The 17,837-nt window shown below is 72.2% G+C and carries 18 protein-coding genes; 11 read left to right on the top strand and 7 right to left on the bottom strand.

Annotation, left to right across the window (positions count from 1 at the left end; all coding sequences use genetic code 11):
* Positions 1-136 precede the first annotated feature (136 nt).
* From AC0693_RS14555 to AC0693_RS14530, 6 genes are all read left to right on the top strand, one after another.
* The gene (locus AC0693_RS14555; protein ID WP_356416747.1) at positions 137-475 is read left to right on the top strand and encodes a nuclear transport factor 2 family protein; all 339 of its coding nucleotides are present in this window, start codon (positions 137-139) and stop codon (positions 473-475) included.
* 81 nt (positions 476-556) lie between these two features.
* Positions 557-1,360 carry an alpha/beta fold hydrolase gene (locus tag AC0693_RS14550; protein WP_478801970.1) on the top strand — a complete coding sequence of 268 codons (804 nt, stop codon included), beginning with the start codon at positions 557-559 and terminating at the stop codon, positions 1,358-1,360.
* Positions 1,360-2,652 (top strand): PP2C family protein-serine/threonine phosphatase, encoded by a 1,293-nt coding sequence (locus tag AC0693_RS14545; RefSeq protein ID WP_478801969.1) that lies wholly within the window; start codon positions 1,360-1,362, stop codon positions 2,650-2,652. Before AC0693_RS14550 ends, AC0693_RS14545 begins: the two co-directional genes overlap by 1 nt.
* On the top strand, positions 2,649-2,987 hold the full coding sequence (locus tag AC0693_RS14540; protein ID WP_469333485.1) for an STAS domain-containing protein: 339 nt from the start codon (positions 2,649-2,651) through the stop codon (positions 2,985-2,987). The genes AC0693_RS14545 and AC0693_RS14540 overlap by 4 nt, the downstream gene beginning before the upstream one ends.
* A gap of 134 nt (positions 2,988-3,121) precedes the next feature.
* The gene (locus AC0693_RS14535) at positions 3,122-4,585 is read left to right on the top strand and encodes a hypothetical protein (protein WP_478801968.1); all 1,464 of its coding nucleotides are present in this window, start codon (positions 3,122-3,124) and stop codon (positions 4,583-4,585) included.
* A 4-nt stretch (positions 4,586-4,589) separates the two neighbouring features.
* Positions 4,590-5,411 (top strand): bestrophin-like domain, encoded by an 822-nt coding sequence (locus AC0693_RS14530; RefSeq protein WP_469317133.1) that lies wholly within the window; start codon positions 4,590-4,592, stop codon positions 5,409-5,411.
* 54 nt (positions 5,412-5,465) lie between these two features.
* Here the strand turns inward: AC0693_RS14530 and AC0693_RS14525 are convergent, their stop codons facing one another.
* The 3 genes from AC0693_RS14525 to AC0693_RS14515 form a co-directional block, all read right to left on the bottom strand.
* Positions 5,466-5,627 (bottom strand): hydrophobic protein, encoded by a 162-nt coding sequence (locus AC0693_RS14525; RefSeq protein WP_190183959.1) that lies wholly within the window; start codon positions 5,625-5,627, stop codon positions 5,466-5,468.
* Between the two features lie 135 nt (positions 5,628-5,762).
* Positions 5,763-6,665 (bottom strand): hypothetical protein, encoded by a 903-nt coding sequence (locus AC0693_RS14520; protein ID WP_478801967.1) that lies wholly within the window; start codon positions 6,663-6,665, stop codon positions 5,763-5,765.
* A 10-nt stretch (positions 6,666-6,675) separates the two neighbouring features.
* Entirely contained in the window at positions 6,676-7,239 is a 564-nt protein-coding gene (locus AC0693_RS14515; RefSeq protein WP_356415845.1) for a papain-like cysteine protease family protein, read from the bottom strand.
* A 212-nt stretch (positions 7,240-7,451) separates the two neighbouring features.
* Between AC0693_RS14515 and AC0693_RS14510 the strand changes: the two genes are divergently transcribed.
* A complete protein-coding gene (locus AC0693_RS14510; protein ID WP_478801966.1) occupies positions 7,452-9,812 on the top strand; it encodes an Orn/Lys/Arg family decarboxylase in 2,361 nt (786 codons plus the stop codon).
* Positions 9,813-9,859: 47 nt separating this feature from the next.
* Here the strand turns inward: AC0693_RS14510 and AC0693_RS14505 are convergent, their stop codons facing one another.
* On the bottom strand, positions 9,860-10,837 hold the full coding sequence (locus AC0693_RS14505) for an alpha/beta hydrolase family protein (protein WP_478801965.1): 978 nt from the start codon (positions 10,835-10,837) through the stop codon (positions 9,860-9,862).
* Positions 10,838-10,963: 126 nt separating this feature from the next.
* On the opposite strand from AC0693_RS14505, the gene AC0693_RS14500 reads away from it, so the two are divergent.
* From AC0693_RS14500 to AC0693_RS14485, 4 genes are all read left to right on the top strand, one after another.
* Positions 10,964-11,554, top strand: coding sequence for a TetR/AcrR family transcriptional regulator (locus AC0693_RS14500; protein WP_469333480.1), 591 nt, complete (start codon positions 10,964-10,966; stop codon positions 11,552-11,554).
* Positions 11,555-11,651: 97 nt separating this feature from the next.
* Positions 11,652-12,182, top strand: coding sequence for a GNAT family N-acetyltransferase (locus AC0693_RS14495; protein WP_478801964.1), 531 nt, complete (start codon positions 11,652-11,654; stop codon positions 12,180-12,182).
* Between the two features lie 135 nt (positions 12,183-12,317).
* Positions 12,318-13,286 carry a prolyl aminopeptidase gene (pip, locus tag AC0693_RS14490; protein WP_478801963.1) on the top strand — a complete coding sequence of 323 codons (969 nt, stop codon included), beginning with the start codon at positions 12,318-12,320 and terminating at the stop codon, positions 13,284-13,286.
* 73 nt (positions 13,287-13,359) lie between these two features.
* The gene (locus AC0693_RS14485) at positions 13,360-14,472 is read left to right on the top strand and encodes a C40 family peptidase (protein ID WP_478801962.1); all 1,113 of its coding nucleotides are present in this window, start codon (positions 13,360-13,362) and stop codon (positions 14,470-14,472) included.
* A 56-nt stretch (positions 14,473-14,528) separates the two neighbouring features.
* Here the strand turns inward: AC0693_RS14485 and AC0693_RS14480 are convergent, their stop codons facing one another.
* The 3 genes from AC0693_RS14480 to uppS form a co-directional block, all read right to left on the bottom strand.
* Complete coding sequence (locus tag AC0693_RS14480; protein WP_478801961.1) at positions 14,529-15,194, bottom strand: hypothetical protein; 666 nt, start codon at positions 15,192-15,194, stop codon at positions 14,529-14,531.
* Positions 15,195-15,369: 175 nt separating this feature from the next.
* A complete protein-coding gene (locus AC0693_RS14475) occupies positions 15,370-16,854 on the bottom strand; it encodes an oxygenase MpaB family protein (protein ID WP_478801960.1) in 1,485 nt (494 codons plus the stop codon).
* A complete protein-coding gene (uppS, locus tag AC0693_RS14470) occupies positions 16,851-17,570 on the bottom strand; it encodes a polyprenyl diphosphate synthase (RefSeq protein WP_469317301.1) in 720 nt (239 codons plus the stop codon). Before uppS ends, AC0693_RS14475 begins: the two co-directional genes overlap by 4 nt.
* Between the last annotated feature and the right edge of the window lie 267 nt (positions 17,571-17,837).

The following is a 17,837-nucleotide window of genomic DNA, read 5'->3' as shown; positions in this document are numbered from 1 at the left end:
AGGGGCCTCCTGGTGGCGCGATCGTGCGATATCGCAGGGTGTTCCCGCGGCTGGACCCAGAATTGCGGAACAAGATCGCTTGGGACAAGTTGCCCCTTCACCAGCCCGGGCAGGTCGCCCCTCCACGAAGGAAGACATGATCGAGCACATGACCGCACCGCGCGACGTGGTCGAGCAGCAGCTCGCCGCCTACAACAGCCACGACATCGACGCGTTCGTCGCCACCTATGCCGAGGACGTCACGATCCGCCGGGCCGACGGCAGCCGACTGCGGGGCCGGCAGGCGCTGCGCGAGCGGTACGCCGGACAGTTCGCCGAAGGCCGCTGCCGGGCGGAGATCGTGGGGCGGCTCGGCGAAGGCGACTGGGTGGTCGACCACGAAGTCGCCCACGGCCTCGCCGCCGAGCCGGTCCGCGTCCTGGTGGCCTACCGTGTGCGCGAAGGCCTCATCGACCGCGTCGACTTCCTCGGCTGAGCAGTCCGGCGCGCGGCAGCCCGCGCGCAGTGGGACGATGCCGGGTCGAGGAGGCGGACGAGGCTTGAGAGACTGACGGACATGGATATCGAGCGCAGGAACAACGTCACCGTCACCGGCAACCCGCAGGGACGGCCGGTGGTGCTGGCTCACGGGTTCGGCTGCGACCAGAACATGTGGCGGTTCACCGTGCCCGCACTCGCCGCGGACCACCGGGTGGTGCTGTTCGACTACGTGGGCTCCGGCCGCTCGGACCTGACCGCCTTCAGCGCGGAGCGCTACTCCAGACTGGACGGCTACGCCTCGGACGTCGTGGAGGTCTGCGAAGCCCTCGACCTGCGCGACGCCGTGTTCGTGGGCCACTCCGTCTCCGCGATGGTCGGCGTGCTGGCCGCCGGCATCGCCCCGGAGCGCATCGGCGCGCTGGTGATGCTCGCCCCCTCTCCCCGCTACATCGACGACGAGGGGTACCGGGGCGGGTTCAGTGCCGAGGACATCGACGAGCTGCTCGATTCGCTGGAGTCGAACTACCTGGGCTGGTCGGGGGCGATGGCGCCGGTGATCATGGGGAACCCGGAGCGCCCCGAGCTCGGCGAGGAGCTGACGAACAGCTTCTGCGCCACCGACCCGGACATGGCCCGCGTCTTCGCCCGGACCACGTTCCTGTCCGATTCCCGGGACGACTTGAAGAGTGTGAGCGTGCCCACGCTGGTGCTGGAGTGCACCCAGGACGCCATCGCCCCGCGCGAGGTCGGCGCCTTCGTCCACCGGGCGATCCCCGGCTCGACGCTGGTCACGCTCGACGCGACCGGCCACTGCCCGCACCTGTCCGCGCCCGAAGCGACGAACCAGGCGGTCACCGGCTTCCTCGCGGGCCTGCGGTGATGTGCCGCACCGGGCAGCTCCCCGACCCCCACGAAGCCGATGACGGGAAGACGACGGACGCGGCGGTGTTCGCCGCGCTCCTGGAGGACAGTGCCGAGGAGCTGTACGAGAGCGCCCCGTGCGGCTACCTTTCGACCCTGATGGACGGCACCATCGCCAAGATCAACGCCACCCTGCTGGACTGGCTCGGCCTGGAGCGCGAGGCGGTGGTGGGCCGCCTGCGCTTCACCGACCTGCTCAGCGTGGGCGGCAAGCTCTACTACGAGACGCACCTCGCCCCGCTGCTGCGCATGCAGGGCGAGATAGGGGGCATCGCCCTGGAGGTCAAGCAGGCCGACGGTGCCCGGATGCCGGTGCTGGCCTCCTCCAAGGTCAAGTACGGGACCACCGGCGACCCGCTGCTGATCCGCACCACGCTCTTCGACTCCCGCGACCGCCGCGCCTACGAAGAGGAACTCCTGCGCGCCCGGCAAGCCGCAGAAGAGGCGCGCCACCGCGCCGAGCAGGACCGGGCCCGGCTCCAGGACGCCCTCGCCGCGCTCCAGTCCTCCCTGCTGCCCGACTCCCTCCCGGACGTCCCCGGCCTGGACCTGGCCGCCCACTACCGCACGGCGTCGCCCGACCGGCTCGGCGGCGACTTCTACGACGTCTTCCGCATCGACAGCACGCGCTTCGCCTTCTTCCTGGGCGACGTGTGCGGGAAGGGATCCCAGGCCGCGGCGGTCACCTCCCTGACCCGCTACACCCTGCGGGCCGCCGCCCTGCACGATCCGGATCCCGTCTCCGCCCTGTCCACCCTCAACCGGGTCCTGCACGAGCGCTACAGCAGCGGCGACCCCCGCTACTGCACCGCCATCCTCGGCATCCTCGAACCCGACCCCGCCACCGGCCGCGTCAGCGTGCACCTCGCCTCCGGCGGCCACCCGCCGGCCCTGGTCCTGCGCCGCGCCGAGGGCTGCGCCGACTTCCTGCCCACCCCCGGCGGACTCCTCGTGGGCATCCTGCCCGACGCGCCCTTCACCTCCGCCACCACCACCCTGGAGCCGGGCGACACCCTCCTCCTGTACACCGACGGCCTCACCGAAGCCCGCACCGGCAGGAGCCGTTCGGCTCTCTACGGGGACGAGGCCCTGTGCCGGTTCGCCGCCGACCATGCCGGCGAGTCGCCCGCCGCCCTGATGAAGGCACTGACCGGCTTGCTGGACCAGTTCGGCGAAGGCCTCGACGACGACACCGCCCTCCTCGCCCTGGGCGCCTCCACCGCCAGCCCTACGACCGGGAAGCAGACATGAGCCCACTGGACATCACCGTCCGGAACACACCGGCCGGCCCGGTCGTAGGGGTCATCGGCGAACTCGACTTCGACACCGCCGCCGAGCTGCGCGAGCTCACCGCCGCGCTCCCCCTCACGCCGGGGCAATGCCTCGTACTGGACCTCACCCGCATGGAATTCTGCGATTCCAGCGGCATCAGCGCCCTGATCGCCGCCCGCAACCACGCCCTCGCCGCGGACGCCCGGATCACGCTCGAAGGCGTCCCCGCCGACACGCTCCGGGTGCTGCGCGTCGTCGGCCTGGCCCAGGTCTTCCACCTCTACTCCGAGACCGAGTCCCGCACCGGATTCTGAGGAAGGGGACCCGCGGCGCACCACGGCCGCGGGCCTCGGTCGGGGCCCGTGGCCGGGGCGGCCGGTCCCCCGACCGGCCCCCGGAACCCGCGCGGCGCGTCCCCGGATGGATCTTCGGATCACATACTGGCGCCATGGGACTCCCTCACAAGCTGTCCGGCACCGCGCGGGTATCGGCGTGGCTGGGCATCTGCGCGTGCCTGCTCGGTTCGGCGCCCGCCGGAGGCGGGGACGGGGACGCGCTCAGACTGGCGGTCTCGACGAACGGCGTGCCGGCTCCCGGGGTCCAGGTCCGGTCCGGACAGCAACTGCTCCGCCTCTACCACCTGCGGAACCTCGCGGAATACGGCCTGGAGAACGTAGAGGTGCGGGACCCGCAGCTCGTCGGTGGAACCGCGCGGTGCCCGAGCACCTCCTTGGCGCCCCTGGGCACGATGACCTGCCGTGCGACGCTTCCCGCCCTGGCTGGGCGTCATACCGTCCGGGTCGCGGCGACCGGTGTTCCGGCCTGGGAGGGGTACCACTCTCCCCGGGCCTCCGCCCCCGCGGGGTACGACGCCCACGCCTCGACGCTGACCCTCCTGCGATCCGCCTCGCAGAAACGTCTCTCCTACCGTCTGGCCTACGCGGGCCCCGCCGACCTCGAAGACGTGCGCCTGCGGGACCCGCTCCTGCTGACCGCCGGGCCGCTGACGTGTTCCACGGGGCCGGGCCTGCCCCGCCGACTGCCCGCCGGGGCGGGGGTCGAGTGCTGGGCCACCGCGCCGGCCCGGCCCGGCCGGTACGAGTCCGTCGCGGTCGCGTCCGGGACGACCCCGGACCGGGCCGTCTCCCCGACGGGGTCGATGCTGCCCCCGCTCGCCCTCACCGCCGAGGCGTCCGCCGCGTACTCCGTACCCGCTCCGCCCCCTCCGCCCCCTCCGCCCGCGGCGCCCCGTCCGGCCGCGCCCGTTCCACCGCCAGGGAGTCCACGGCCCCCCGGTGGTTCCCCGCCCCGCGGCACCGCCCCGGGCACCAGCCCGCCCCGCGGCCCGTCCGGCCGTACCACCCCTCCCCGGGGAGCAGCGCGCCCGGGCCCCGGCAGCGTGCCCGCCCCCGGCGCCCCACCGCGCGGCGCCCTCGCCCAGCCGCCGGGGAACGCGCCCGGCGCGGCTGCGGGTGCCGCGGCCGGTGTCGCCCCCGGCGCCGCAGCCGCTGCGGCGGGCGTGCCCTTCGCACCGGGCGTCGCCGCGGCTCCCGGGACGCAATTCCTGGCGGCGGGGCCGGGCACACCGGCCGGGGCCGCCCCCCCGGCTCTCCCACCGGCCGCCCCGGCGGCCGCTGAACCACCCACCGGCCCCACCACCCCCTCTGGCACCGGGCCCGTCACCCCACCCGCCACCCCACCGACCGCGCCGCCCCCTTCCGCCCCGGCCGCCCGTCGGCCCCCCGGCACGGCCCTGTCCGACGTAGGACCCCCACCGCGCCGCGAACCGCTGGCGGACAGCCTCGACTGGGCGTTCATCACCCTCTTGATCGTGCTGTTCCCCGCCCTTCTCGCCGCGATGAGCTCCACCTCCCGCACATCGAAACGGCAGGACGAAGGGGAAGGTGACTGAGGGCATGTTCGGCACGGGAATCCTGTACGCGCTCCTGGGCGCCGCGGCGGCATGCGGTCTGACCTGGGCCCTGTCCCGCAGCGAGGCATCCAAGAAGGCCCACCTGGAGGCCCCCGCACTGGGGTTCGTGGGCAGTGCGACGCTCGCGCTGTTCGTACTGACGGCCGCCTTCCTGGTGGCCAGTTCCTGGCAGCAGCGCAATGCCGCCACCGACCACACCTACCAGGAGGCGCGGAGCCTGGAGGCCGCCTACGCGCATGCCGGCGAACTGTCACCGGCCGTGCGCCGGTCGGCCCGCGAGCAGCTCAAGGCCTACACGCGGGAGGTGGCCGGACCCGAATGGACCCTCATGCGGAGCCGGGAGATGAGTCCGGCCGCCGCCGGCCTGCTCGACCGCGCGCGGCTGACCGTCGCCCGTGCGCAGGGTGCGAACGACGAACAGAAGAGCGCCCAGGACTCGGTCGCCTCCGCGCTGGACAGCGTGGTCATCGCGCGCAACCAGCGCTCCAGCGACATGCGGTGGGCCGTCCCGGATCCGATCTTCTACGCCCTGATCTCGACGGCCGTACTCGTCGTCCTCTTCCCGGCGCTGGTCGGCATCAATGCCGGCCCCCGGCACATGCTGGTGATGATCCTGCTCGGTACCGTCCTGGGTTTCGGCGTGTACCTGGTGTCGAGCCTCCAGCATTCCTTCACCCCGCCGCTCGGCATCGAGCCGGACGCCTACCGCCAGACGCTGACGCGTTACGACCAGCTCGACGCGGCCGCGGCGCCCGGGCCGCGTACGGGATCTCCTCCCGCACCCCGCTCCGGCACGACGACATGACGGTGGCCCGCCTCCCGTACGGACGGGATGACGGGCCACGCCACGGTGGTACCGCTACCAGCGGTACCAGCGGCCACCGCCCCCCGCGGGACGGGCGACGAAACCGATGAGCCACAGCACCAGAACGGCGATGGCGACCCACCACAGGACCTTCACGGCGAATCCCGCGCCGAAAAGGATCAGAGCCAGCAGAAGAACGAGAAGCAGGGGAACCATGGTTATCAACCTCCGAGCCCTCACGTGCCCGGCGTTCCCCCGCTCATGCGTTCGATCTTATGGGTTTCTTATCCGCCCTCGCGGGTAGCCGAGGACGCCCGGCAGCCCCGGGCGCGGGCGCCTGCGGGACCTGCGTCAGCCGGTGTTCGGGCGCCGCCGGTGGCGGAGGAACACGGCGCCGCCCGCGAGGGCGAGTGCCGCGCTGGAACCGCCGGCGAGGAGCAGGGTGGAGGACGGGTCGTCGGTCGCCGTGTGCGCAGAGCCGTAGCCGCTGGAGTACCCGTTGGTGTCGTACGCCGAGCCCGGGAGCTTGTCGGCGTAGCGGGCCTTGACCAGCTTCTGGTAGTCGCCGAGGGACGCCGACGACTGGCCGCCCAGGCCTTGGCGGGCCTCGTCGTTGAGCGGTTCGACGGTGGTGAGTTTGAGCTGGTACCAGCCGCGGATCTGTGGCTCCGTGAACACGAGCGTGCCCAGGGCGGCCTTGCCGGCGAAGGCGGCCTCGGTGTCTCCGTCGCGAATGGCGGCGAGGTGCCAGCCGCCGCCCTGGGTGGGGGCGAGCATGACGGTGGCGGTGCGGCCGTTGACGGTGGCGCTCAACGAGGACACCAGCTGCGTCAGTTTGACCGCCTCGGTGGGGAGCGGTTTGGCGGTGCCCGCGACGAATGCGGGGGTGATCTCGTTCCGTGCCACCGGGTCCTTGATCGTGAAGGCCGGGAGGTTCTGGCACGGCTCGGCCGGTTCGGGAAGCGCCTGCACCGAGCCGCCGGCGACGTTGCCCGTGGGCAGCGGAGTGCTCAGGAAACGGCAGACGGCGTTGCGGACGTCGATCGACTTCACCGCGTTGAGGGCGGCCTGGTAGTCGGGGATGTCGACGGGGAGGGGGTCCTTGGCCACTGCCGCGTGGGCGGGGCCGACGACGCCCAGGAGTGCGGAGGCACTCAGTGCGATGACGAGGGACAGGCGGGAGGAGCGGGAGGCCGCCCGCATGCCGGACAGGTGGCGGCCGCCGGGGTCGCTGGTACAGCTGGTGTCGCGCATGTCGCCTGCCTTAGCGGGAGATGCCGATGCGGGAATGGGTCCACTTGGAGGAGCTGTTGCTCACGTAGTCGCTGTAGTTCCACCACGTGTACGTGGTGGTGTCCGGCCAGGGGTCGGCCACGGCGATCGTGCTGTTCGAGGTGTCGAAGCCGTAGACGACGTTCATGTGGCCGCCGCCCGAGGCCCACCCGATGCGGGCGCCGATCGGCCGGGCCGCCTTGACGTCGGTGTACACCTGGTTGAAGGTGGCCGCGCTGGCCAGGCCCGAGCCGGTGTGGCTCATGCCGAGGCTGCTCCAGCCCTTGGCCATGTCGTCGAGCGTGGCGGGCTGGTTGTTGCACCCGTAGGCGGGCTGGGCCCGGGTGCAGAAGTCGGCCTGGGTGGAGCCGTATCCCTGGAACTTGGCGATGGTCAGCCCGGAGGCGACCCAGCACCACTGGGTCTTCTCCTGCTTCAGCATGGTGATGGTGTCCTGGCCCGCTTCCGCGTGAGCCGTGCCTCCCATGGCCGCGAGTGATCCGACGGCGCTCAGCACGACGGCCGACGCTGCGGTCCGGTACCTGAATCTGCCCATGTTCCTGCCTTCCCCTGATGGGTGCATCGAGACGAGCGGGGCAATCTGGGAGGAATATGACAGCGCTTCATGCCCACGGCACGGGAGGCGCGGGCGAAGTCCCCCCGTACGGGTGAGAGGCGGGGCATTCCCGGCACGGCACGCGCTGGGCGCCCGGACACTGGCCCGGTCGGGTGGCCGAGTGGAACGCGTGAGCACGGATGGGGAGCGTCATGACGAACTGCAGTGTCCTGCTGGCCTTGCGGGAGGACCCGTTGGGCGGGGGTGTCGGCGGCGAACAGCTGCGGCGCATCGGGAAGGAACTGGAGAACCGCGGACTGGACGTGCGGTGGGCGCGGACGGTCGAAGGCGCCTGCGCGGTGCTGAGTACCGAGGCCGGTCTGTCGGGCGCCGTCGTGGCCTGGGACCTGCCGTCGGAGAGCGGAGCGGGGAGTTCGCAGAGCGGAGCGGAGAGCGGGGAGGGCGGGGCGGTCCTGCGGCAGATCTCCCGGCGGTTCAAGGACCTGCCCGTCTTCGTCGTGATGTCGGAGACGGCGGACACGGGCCTGGACCAACTGCCCCTGTGGGTCGCGGAGATCGCCATGGGCTACATCTGGCCCCTGGAAGACACCCCGTCCTTCATCGCCGGCCGCGTCGCCCACGCGGCGCGCGCCTACGGCGAGGCCGTCCTGCCGCCGTTCTTCAAGGCCCTGCGCCAGTTCGACGACGCCCACGAGTACTCCTGGCACACCCCCGCGCACTCCGGGGGAGTGGCCTTCCTCAAGTCACCGGTCGGCAGGGCGTTCTTCGACTACTACGGCGAACGCCTCCTGCGCACCGACCTGTCGATCTCGGTGGAGGAACTGGGCTCCCTCTTCGAGCACAGTGGTCCGATCGGCGACGCGGAGCGCAACGCCGCCCGGATCTTCGGGGCGGACCGGACGTACTTCGTGCTGCACGGGAACTCCACCGCCGACCGCATGGTCGGCCACTACTGCGTCACCACCGACGAGATCGCCCTGGTGGACCGCAACTGCCACAAGTCGGTCCTGCACGGGCTGGTGATCTCGGGAGCGCGGCCGGTCTACCTCGTCCCGACCCGCAACGGGTACGGCCTGGCCGGTCCCCTTCCCGCCGACCAGACCCTGCCCGCCGCGGTCGCCGCGCGCATCGCCGGACACCCCCTGACCGCAGGAGCCACGTCACCGCAGGCCCAGTACGCCGTCGTCACCAACTCGACGTACGACGGCCTGTGTTACGACACCCTGCAAACGGCCCGCGCGCTGGCTCCCAGTACGCCCCGGCTGCACTTCGACGAAGCCTGGTTCGCCTACGCCCGGTTCCATCCCCTGTACGCCGGCCGGTACGGCATGGCCGTGGGCCCCGACACCTTCGAAGGCGACGAGCGCCCGACGGTCTTCGCCACCCAGTCGACGCACAAGCTGCTGGCCGCCCTGTCGCAGACGGCCATGGTGCACGTGAAGTCCTCGCCGCGGGCGCCGGTCGAACACCACCGCTTCAACGAGGCGTTCATGATGCACGGCACCACCTCCGCCCTGTATCCGGCCATCGCCTCCCTGGACGTCGCCGCGGCGATGATGGACGGGCCGCAGGGCGAATGGCTGATCCACGAGGCGGTCACCGAAGCGATCCGGTTCCGGCAGGCGGTCGTCCGTACCGGACGCCGGATCGCTGCCGCCGGCGACCGGTCGCCGTGGTTCTTCGGCGTGTGGCAACCGGATACGGTGACCGACCCGGCCGACGGGAGCACCGTCCCCTTCGCCGACGCCTCTCCGGCGCTGCTGGCCGCCGACCCCCGCTGCTGGGAACTCGACCCCGACGCACCGTGGCACGGCTTCCGGGGACTGAGCCGGGGCCAGTGCCTGCTGGACCCGATCAAGGTGACGCTGACCTGCCCGGGCGTCGACGCGAGCGGCGGGGCCGACGCGTGGGGCATTCCCGCCCGGGTCCTCACCGCCTACCTGGCCGGCCGGGGCATCGTGGTGGAAAAGACCGACACCTACACCGCGCTCGTCCTGTTCTCCATGGGCATCACCAAGGGGAAATGGGGCACCTTGATGGACGCCCTCATGGACTTCAAGGCCCTCCACGACGCCGACACGCCCCTGCGGCAGGTACTGCCCCGCCTGGTCGAGAGCCACCCGAAGCGCTACGGGCACCTGACGCTGCGGGCCCTGTGCCAGGACATGCACGAACACCTCACGCGCGCCGAACTGATCGACGCCCTCGACACGGCCTTCCAGCAGCTGCCCGAACCCGTCGTCCCACCGCAGGCCTGCTACCAGCAGCTGATCCGGGGCGGTACCGAACGCGTGCGCCTCGCCGACGCCGCCGGGCGCGTGGCGGCCGCCATGATCACGGTGACCCCGCCCGGCATTCCGGTGTTGATGCCCGGCGAAGCACTCGGAGCCCCCGGCGGTCCCGTCCTGCGCTACCTCGGGGCGCTGGAGGCGTTCGACCGGATTTTCCCCGGGTTCCACAGCGAGGCCCACGGAGTGTCCATCGACCCGGATACCAGCGACTACCTCATCGAATGCGTACGCGAGGACGTGGCGTCGCGGTGGCGCGGTTAGGGGGTGTCGTGCGGTCTGCTCCATGAGCAGGTGGCTTGTCCGTCGGCTCACCGCCCGGCGTCGGCCCCCCGGGTTTCGATCCGCCCGAGCGGGTGCGGGTCCGCCGCCAGTGCGTCCTGCGCCGCCTGCCACGACGGGTCGGCGGGGTAGAACTCGCTGCGCAGATAGGCACGGGTGAGCCGCTGGACCGCGGACACCCGGGCGGGATCCTCGTCCGTGGTCTCGGCCACGTCGTATCCGGAGATCCCGCCGAGGCCGTGTTCCGCGCCGAAGAGGGTCAGCAGGGATGTGCGGCCCGGGGAGAGGGTGTGGGGATCGGTGTGCCAGTCCGGGCCCCGGACCGTCAGGTGGGCGGAGGCGTCCTGGTCGCCGGCGACCACCAGCGCGGGCGTGGTCATGGTGGAGAAGTCCGTGGTCAGGAAGGCGGGATAGTTCTCCGCCACGAACGGGGTGAGGGCGTCGCCGCCCCGGCCGGGCGCGGCGAGCAGGATGCCCGCCGTGATCCGGGGATCGGCGAGATCCGCCTCCGTTCCGTCCTCCGGGTCGGTGAGCCGCGCGCCCAGCAGCAGGCTTGCGGTGTGGCCGCCCATCGAGTGTCCGGCCACGGCGACCCGGCTCCGGTCCAGGCGGCCGAGGAGGTGCGGGACGGCGGTCTCGATCACGTCGAGCTGATCGATGATGCGTGACATGTCCTCGGCGCGGGACCGCCAGTACAGAGGTGCCCCGGGAGTGCCGGGATCCAGACGCAGCGTCGCGGAGCCCAGGTGGGTGGGCTGGATGACGACGAAGCCGTGCGCCGCCCAGTACTGGGCGAGCGGCGCGTAGCCGTTCAGCGAGGAGAGGTGGTTCGAGGGGCCCATGCCGTGCGAGAGGAGGATGACCGGCAGCTCGCTACCGGTCAGCGGCGCGGAGACCCGTACCTCCAGGTCAACTGCCCGGCCGGAAACGGCCAGTATGACCGGGCTTACCGAGAGGACGGGAGCGGGCGGGCTGACGGCGCGGTCCGCGTAGGTCGTGTCGTTCATGATCCGGATGGCCCTTCCGTGGTGGGACGGCACGCTTCGGCTACACTCGGCCCGAAGCGGAACCTTGTTCCACTTACGATACGGAACGCTGTTCCGTTTAGTCAACGGCGGGGAAGGAGAGCACGCGTGCCTACTGCGAGTGAGTCCGGAGGCGCGCCGCCGGTCCGGGGCAAGCGGGCCGACGCCGTGCGCAACCAGCAGGCGTTGCTCGACGCCGCTGCCGAGGTTTTCGTCGCCTCGGGCGTCGACGCACCCATCCGCGAGATCGCGGCGCGGGCCGGCGTCGGGCTGGGCACGATCTACCGCCACTTCCCCAACCGTGCGGACCTCGTCGTCGCCGTCTACCGCCACCAGGTCGAGGCCTGCGCCGAGGCCGGGCCGGCCCTGCTGGCCGGTGCGGCCGCTCCGCTCGAAGCGCTCCGCCAGTGGGTCGACCTGTTCGTCGACTTCCTGGTCACCAAGCACGGACTCGCCACGGCGATGCAGTCGGACAGCAGTGGCTTCGACGCGCTGCACGCGTACTTCCTCGACCGACTGGTCCCCGTCTGCGCGCAGTTGCTCGACGCCGCGCAGGCTGCGGGGCAGATCAGGCCCGCTGTGCAGGCGTACGAACTGATGCGGGGCATCGGCAACCTCTGCATCGGGCGCGACGACGACCCCCGCTACGATCCCCGCCGCCTGGTCGGCCTCCTGCTGCGCGGGCTCGCGAGCGGCTAGCCGGGGAGATGCGGGACTGCCGGCGCCGCCCGCCCCCGGTGTCGCTCGGCCGGGATATTCGGTGGTCGTTGTTTGCGGGGGTGTTCATACTGCCGCAATGGATCCGGTGACGATTGAGACCGAGCGTCTGCTGCTGCGGGCCTTCGTGCCGGCCGACGTGGATGCGGTGTACGAAGCCTGCCAGGACGAAGACATCCAGTTCTATACGCCGGTGCCGGTGCCGTATCGGCGTGCGGACGCGGAGAAACTCGTCGGCGAGACACTGCCCGCCCAGTGGGCCGAGGACAGGGACTACACCCTCGGTGCGTTCCGCAGGGACACCGGCGCCCTGGTCGGCTCGTACTGCCTGACCCTCATCAGCCGCGGCGTATGGGAGCTCGGTTACTGGGCGGTCAAGGGACGGCGCGGCCGCGGGTATTCGGTGGAGGCTGCTCGGGCCCTGTGCGACTGGGGCTGGGCCACGCTCGACGTGCACCGCATCGAGTGGTGGGCCATGGCCGGGAACACCGGCTCGCGGGCCGTCGCCGAGAAACTCGGCTTCACCGTCGAAGGGACACTGCGCAATCGCGGAATCGCCAACGACGGCAAGCCGCACGACTGGTGGGTGGGCGGACTGCTGAGGCCCTGATGGTCGGTCCGGTGCTGCGAACGGCTGTAGCAAGCGAGAGACCTCCGTCCCGTGCGTGGCTGACTTCGACGAAGTTGTCCTTCACCCGTCCCTCTTTACGCCTTCCTGCCTTCCCGCCTTCACGAGGAGATCGCCATGGCCGCCCAGTCCTTTCCGCCGATCGAGCCGTACGCGCACGGCCTCCTCGATGTCGGTGGCGGCAACCGGATCTACTGGGAGACGAGCGGCAACCCCGACGGAAAGGCGGCTCTGTGCGTGCACGGCGGTCCGGGCAGTGGGGGGCGCCGCAGCGGCCGCACGATGTTCGACCCCGAGGTCTACCGGATCGTCGTCTTCGACCAGCGCGGTTGCGGGGAGAGCCGTCCTCACGCCTGCGACCCGAACGTCAGCCTCGAAGACAACACCACCCACCACCTCGTCGCCGACATGGAGCGGCTGCGCGAGCACCTGGGCATCGATCGCTGGCTCCTCTACGGCGGTTCCTGGGGTTCCACGCTGATCCTCGCCTATGCCGAGCGCCACCCCGAGCGGGTCTCCGAGATCGTGATCGTCGGCGTCACCACGACCCGGCCCGAGGAGACGGACTGGCTCTACCGCGGCGTCCGGCGGCTGCTGCCCGGCCCCTGGGAAGCGTTCCGCGACGCGCTGCCGGAGGCGGAACGGGACGGCAATCTCGTGGCCGCCTACAACCGGCTCGTGAACCATCCGGACGCGGCGGTCCGGGACAAGGCCGCGCGGGACTGGTGCGCTTGGGAGGACGCGGTGATCGCCCACGAGGTGCTCGGCAAGCCCGGTGCCTACAGCGCCAAGCCGGACGACGCCCTGATGGCCTTCGTCCGGATCTGCGCCCACTACTTCGCCAACGACGCCTGGCTGGACGACGGACAACTCCTGCGCGACGCAGGGAGGTTGGCCGGCATCCCCGGGGTGCTGATCCACGGCCGGCTCGACCTGGCCAGCCCGCTGACGACCGCGTGGGAGCTGGCCAAGGCGTGGCCGGAGGCAGAACTGATGGTGATCGAGGACTCGGGTCATACGGGCAGCCCCGCGATGCAGGAAGCGATCCTCAAGACGACTGAGCGGTTCGGCAGCAACAGGCGGTGACCCGCCCGGTATCAGCCACATGGTCGGCCGATCGGTCCCTGGTCCGGCGCAGCCCGCGCGGGACAATCGAGGTATGCCCCTGTCGAGAATCGCGTTGCCCGTTGCCGTCGGCGCCGTCCTGGCCCTGGTTCCCCTGGCCCGTCCCGGCGCCGTCGCGGACGACTCGTATCCGGCGGCCTCGGCGGCCTCGGCGTCCTCGGCCGCCTGCAAGGGAGCCCGTACCTGTTACGTCGACGTGTCCGTCGCCCAAGTCTGGGAGAGCCCCGACAAAGTGCGGGCGGTCGACGCGAAGGCGCTCACCAACCCGGTCGACATCCGGGGCTGGTTCGCCGCGATGGCCCCCGACATCAACCTGCGCCGCGACGTCCCGGGTGAGACGCAGGCCCTGTACGGGGGCCGGGTCACCGTGGTGGACACGATGACCAAGGACGGCGTCCTCTGGGACAAGGTGGTCGTCCACGGGCAGCCCACGCCGCGGAACACGGGCGGCTACCCCGGCTGGGTCCCCGACCGGCAGCTGACGAAGCTACGGAAGAAGGCCCCGGCCGGCACGACCGCGCAGCGCATCACCAGCCCGACCGCCTGGGGTTACAGCTCGCGTCAGGCACTGGCGGCGGGGGCGCACTCCAGGGGCGCCACGGAGTACTCCTTCAATACGGAGTTCGCCGTGAAGCCGGTCGCGGGTTCCCCCTTCGTCATGGAGGCCCGCGCCAACGACGGCACCCCCGTCTACTTCAGGCGCGGCGACCTCGCGAAGGTTCCGGCATCCGGGGTGACCGGGGCCGACGTGGTGGCCCAGGCACGCAAGTTCCTGGGCCTGGAGTACCTGTGGTCCGGCACGGCCGGCTTCGGCTACGACTGCTCCGGACTGACGAGCCAGGTGTACTCCCTCCTCGGGATCACCATCCCGCGCGACAGCCAGCCGCAGTTCGACGCCGGCGGCGGCGCGGCGCCCGCGGGCTCGGCCCAGGGCGAACGGATCACCTCGCCGGCGGACCTCCGGCCGGGCGACGTCGTGGGCTTCGGCACCAGCACCACGAACGTCACGCACATCGGCATCTACGTCGGCAGGAACGCTCAGGGCGAACCGATGATGATCAACTCGCCCAAAACCGGGGAGAAGGTCCGGGAGGAGCCCCTGTCGAACCGTCCGTTCGTGGGCGCCACCCGCTTCATCAGCCCCTGATCCGCGCCGGGCGGGGACCGGGGCCGCCCGCCATGACGTGGCCTCGGTCCCGGTCGTCAGCGTTTCACGGGCCGCCGCGGCCGCCGGCGCCGCTTCTCGTACGCCTCCCGGATGCCGCCGGCCAACCCCATGAGCATCGCTACCCCGACCGTCACCTCGGCCGCGGTACGCAGCCCCCGGCCGTGGACGTCACCGGCCGCCCGCGGGGAGACCTTGCCCTGCGGGTCGTACAGCACCGCCAGGGATTCGCCCTCCTTCGCGAGCCGACCGGGGACGTCCAAGTGCTTCGGGCCGCCCGCGGGGCAGTCCAGTCGGTGGTCGTAGGAGGTCCGGGTCGTGGAGGTCGGGTGGCCCTGGGCGTCCGTGGAGGACTCCGTCCAGGTGCGCTCGGTGACCTTCAGCACGACGCAGCGGATCTCGACGCCCCGGTCCTCCAGCGCGCTGTGCCCCACGGACACGAGTGCCAGGAAGGCGCCGATGCCGGCGGGGAGGGCGGACAGCGCGACGAGCGGGGCCCGGCGCCGAGCGGCGCGGGCGGCGTGCCAGCCCAGTAGGGCCGGCGGGAGCAGCAGGCCGGCGAGGATGAACCCCCAATTGCCCAGTGACCCGTACGCCGACCACCGGGCCACCCCGAACGCCAGCGCCGCGCTGAGCGGCGGCGCGGCCAGCGCCACCGCGGTCCGCCACAGCCCGCGCGCCCAGCCCCCGTGCCAGCCCGCCATGCCGGCCCCCCGCCGCTCGTTCCCGTGCGTACCAGGTAACCGCGACGGCGCGGGCCCGTAAAGAGCGCGGCGGGCCGGCTGCCCCGTACGTTCGGCGTAACGCGGACATGCCGGTCGGATCTCTGGCCCGTACCGCTCCGGCCGCGCGCGGCTACGGCACGCCTCGGCGGGTGCGTCAGGCGTCCGCGAGGAGCGGGTCGTACGGGCTGCTGGAGCGGCGGCCCGACATGAAGGAGAGGAAATCGCCGACGAAGGCGCTGCGGCCGTAGCCACGGCCGACGGCGCCCGGGTCGCCGAGGTCGCGGTGGAAGGCGGTGCGGAAGAGGGTGCGGTACTCGTGGGCGTCGATGCTCCCGTTGCCGTCCTTGTCGGTGGCCTCGAAGAGGACCTCGGCGACGCGGATGAGCGCGGGTCCGGCGAACGAGGGGACGGCGGCGGCGTACTCGGCGGCGCTGACCCGGCCGTCACCGTCGGTGTCCAGGGCGCTCTGGAGCTCGCGCCACCAGGCGGCGAAGGCGTCGTAGAGCCGGGTCTCCTCGGGTTCGTCCAGGTCGAGGCGGGTGGAGAGTTCGCGCGCCATGGCGGCGAGGTCCGGCCAGTCGAGGTGGCCGTCGCCGGTCTGGTCCAGTACGCGGCGGAAGAACTCCTCCGCCGCGCGCCGGCTTTCCGCGGTGGCCGCCGAAGGTGCCGGCTCCGCGGGGAGGTCGGCCTCGCCGCTCAGCGGCGTGAGCAGGCGGAGCAGTGCCGTGGCCCGCTTCATGCGGGCGCGCAGGGCGGCGACGGTCCGGGCGCGGGGGTCGTCGCTGCCGGGGGAGAGGGAGAGGACTTCGATGACGTATTCGGCGTTGAGCCACCCCTCGGGCAGGAAACGCGCGAGCCCGGCGGTGAGGTAGGCGCCTTGCATGAGGGTGGCGGCGCCGGGCATCTCGGGAAGACCCGCGCGGCGCCGGTACGGCTCGGGGAGCGAGGCGACGGTGATCACGCCGAGCAGGGGACCGACGACCGCCCGGCCGGCCGCCCACAGCGTCGGTGCACCCTCGAACAGCGCGGGGGCGGGCAGGTGGTCGAAGAGCCGGTAGAGGATGACGCGGACGGCCTCGGTGTTCTCCAGCTCGTTCTCGACGACCCGGTCGAAGTACGGCCAGAAGCCGCTCAGGTCCTCGGGGAGTTCCGCGGCGTCGCCGTCGAGCGCGGCGAGGAACCGGCGGTACTCGGCGTACATCCGCTCCATCGTGTCCTGGTCGAGGGGCTGGCCGCTCAGCCGGCACATGGTGACGGCGCTCTCGAAGAGGGTGGCGACCACCCAGGCACGGGTCGGCCGGTCCATCGCGTCGTAGGCGCGGCCGCGGGAGTCGGAGCCGCTCATCCGGGCGTGCATCCGGTTGAGCCTGGCCGCCTCCCGTTCGCGTGCTGCCGGGTCGGCGCCGAACATGCGCCGCATGCTGAGGAAGGTGTTGCGCAGGCGGCGCCACGGGTGCGTGACGAACGTGGAGTTGTCGGCGAGGGCGGCGCCGATCTGCGGGTGGGCGGCCTCCAGCACAGTGGCGCGGATGATGGCGAGCGCCCAGCGCGGGTCGTCGAAGAAACCGCTGAACCGGGAGTCGGGGCCGAACAGGGGCGTCTCGTCGGTCGTTCCCGGGTGCACGTTTCCTGTGGTCACGAGGGGGCTCCATTCGTCCGGGGCGGCACGCCGCCGAAGCGGCGGTCGCGGCGCCGGTAGGTGTGCAGGCAGGCGAGGAAATCGGGGGCCCGGAAGTCCGGCCAAAGGGCCTCGGGGAACACCCACTCGGCGTAGGCGACCTGCCAGAGCATGAAGTTGGAGATGCGCTGCTCGCCGGACGTACGGATGACGAGGTCGACGTCGGGGGTGTCGGGGCACGGCAGGTGGTCCGCGAACAGCCGCTCGGTGACCTCCTCGGCGGGCGTGCCACTGCGGATCAGCGACCGGGTGGCCTCGACGATGTCCCGGCGGCCGCCGTGGTCGAAGGCGACGGTCAGCGTCATCCCCCGGTTGTCGGCGGTCAGCGCCTCGAGGTCCTCGAAGTCGCGGGCCAGTTCGCGGGGGATGCGCGCGTCGGTGACCCCGAGGAAGCGGCAGCGGATGCCGCGGACGAGCAGCAGCGGCGCGTGCTTGCGCACGACCCGGCGGACCAGACGCATCAGGTAGTCGACCTCGGCGCCGGGACGGTTCCAGTTCTCGGTGGAGAACGCGTACAGGCTGAGCCACTCGACGCCGGCGCCCCGGGCCGCCTCGATGATGTCGATGACGGTGCTCTCCGCCGCCCGGTGGCCCGCCGTGCGCGGCAGTGAACGCCGCTGTGCCCAGCGGCCGTTGCCGTCCATCACGCAGGCGACGTGCCGCGGCACCCCGCGCACCGGACCGTCCCCGAGCCGTCGTTCGTCGCCGTACTGCCGCCCGTCCGCCCGGTCTTGCGCCACCACGCCCGCACGCTGGACACCGACACCGTGGTCCGTCACACCCAGCCCCTCTCGCCCGCCCCGGCGCGCCCTCGCCCGGAGCGGCGCCACCGCTCCCGCCGCGCTCGGCCACGCCACCGCCGCATCGCCATGCCCGCGCCCCCTCGGGGGCGCTCCCTCCCAGGAGTCTGCCGCTGCGAAAGCGCTCCGACCGGCCGAACGAGT

This window comes from Streptomyces sp. NPDC043876 (assembly GCF_056435825.1).
This window is presented reverse-complemented; position numbering and strand designations above follow the sequence as displayed.

Coding starts and splice junctions, on each gene's coding strand:
- AC0693_RS14555 (WP_356416747.1), top strand. CDS start 137: ATGATCGAGCACATGACCGCACCGCGCGACGTGGTCGAGCAGCAGCTC.
- AC0693_RS14550 (WP_478801970.1), top strand. CDS start 557: ATGGATATCGAGCGCAGGAACAACGTCACCGTCACCGGCAACCCGCAG.
- AC0693_RS14545 (WP_478801969.1), top strand. CDS start 1,360: ATGTGCCGCACCGGGCAGCTCCCCGACCCCCACGAAGCCGATGACGGG.
- AC0693_RS14540 (WP_469333485.1), top strand. CDS start 2,649: ATGAGCCCACTGGACATCACCGTCCGGAACACACCGGCCGGCCCGGTC.
- AC0693_RS14535 (WP_478801968.1), top strand. CDS start 3,122: ATGGGACTCCCTCACAAGCTGTCCGGCACCGCGCGGGTATCGGCGTGG.
- AC0693_RS14530 (WP_469317133.1), top strand. CDS start 4,590: ATGTTCGGCACGGGAATCCTGTACGCGCTCCTGGGCGCCGCGGCGGCA.
- AC0693_RS14525 (WP_190183959.1), bottom strand. CDS start 5,627: ATGGTTCCCCTGCTTCTCGTTCTTCTGCTGGCTCTGATCCTTTTCGGC.
- AC0693_RS14520 (WP_478801967.1), bottom strand. CDS start 6,665: ATGCGCGACACCAGCTGTACCAGCGACCCCGGCGGCCGCCACCTGTCC.
- AC0693_RS14515 (WP_356415845.1), bottom strand. CDS start 7,239: ATGGGCAGATTCAGGTACCGGACCGCAGCGTCGGCCGTCGTGCTGAGC.
- AC0693_RS14510 (WP_478801966.1), top strand. CDS start 7,452: ATGACGAACTGCAGTGTCCTGCTGGCCTTGCGGGAGGACCCGTTGGGC.
- AC0693_RS14505 (WP_478801965.1), bottom strand. CDS start 10,837: ATGAACGACACGACCTACGCGGACCGCGCCGTCAGCCCGCCCGCTCCC.
- AC0693_RS14495 (WP_478801964.1), top strand. CDS start 11,652: ATGGATCCGGTGACGATTGAGACCGAGCGTCTGCTGCTGCGGGCCTTC.
- pip (WP_478801963.1), top strand. CDS start 12,318: ATGGCCGCCCAGTCCTTTCCGCCGATCGAGCCGTACGCGCACGGCCTC.
- AC0693_RS14485 (WP_478801962.1), top strand. CDS start 13,360: ATGCCCCTGTCGAGAATCGCGTTGCCCGTTGCCGTCGGCGCCGTCCTG.
- AC0693_RS14480 (WP_478801961.1), bottom strand. CDS start 15,194: ATGGCGGGCTGGCACGGGGGCTGGGCGCGCGGGCTGTGGCGGACCGCG.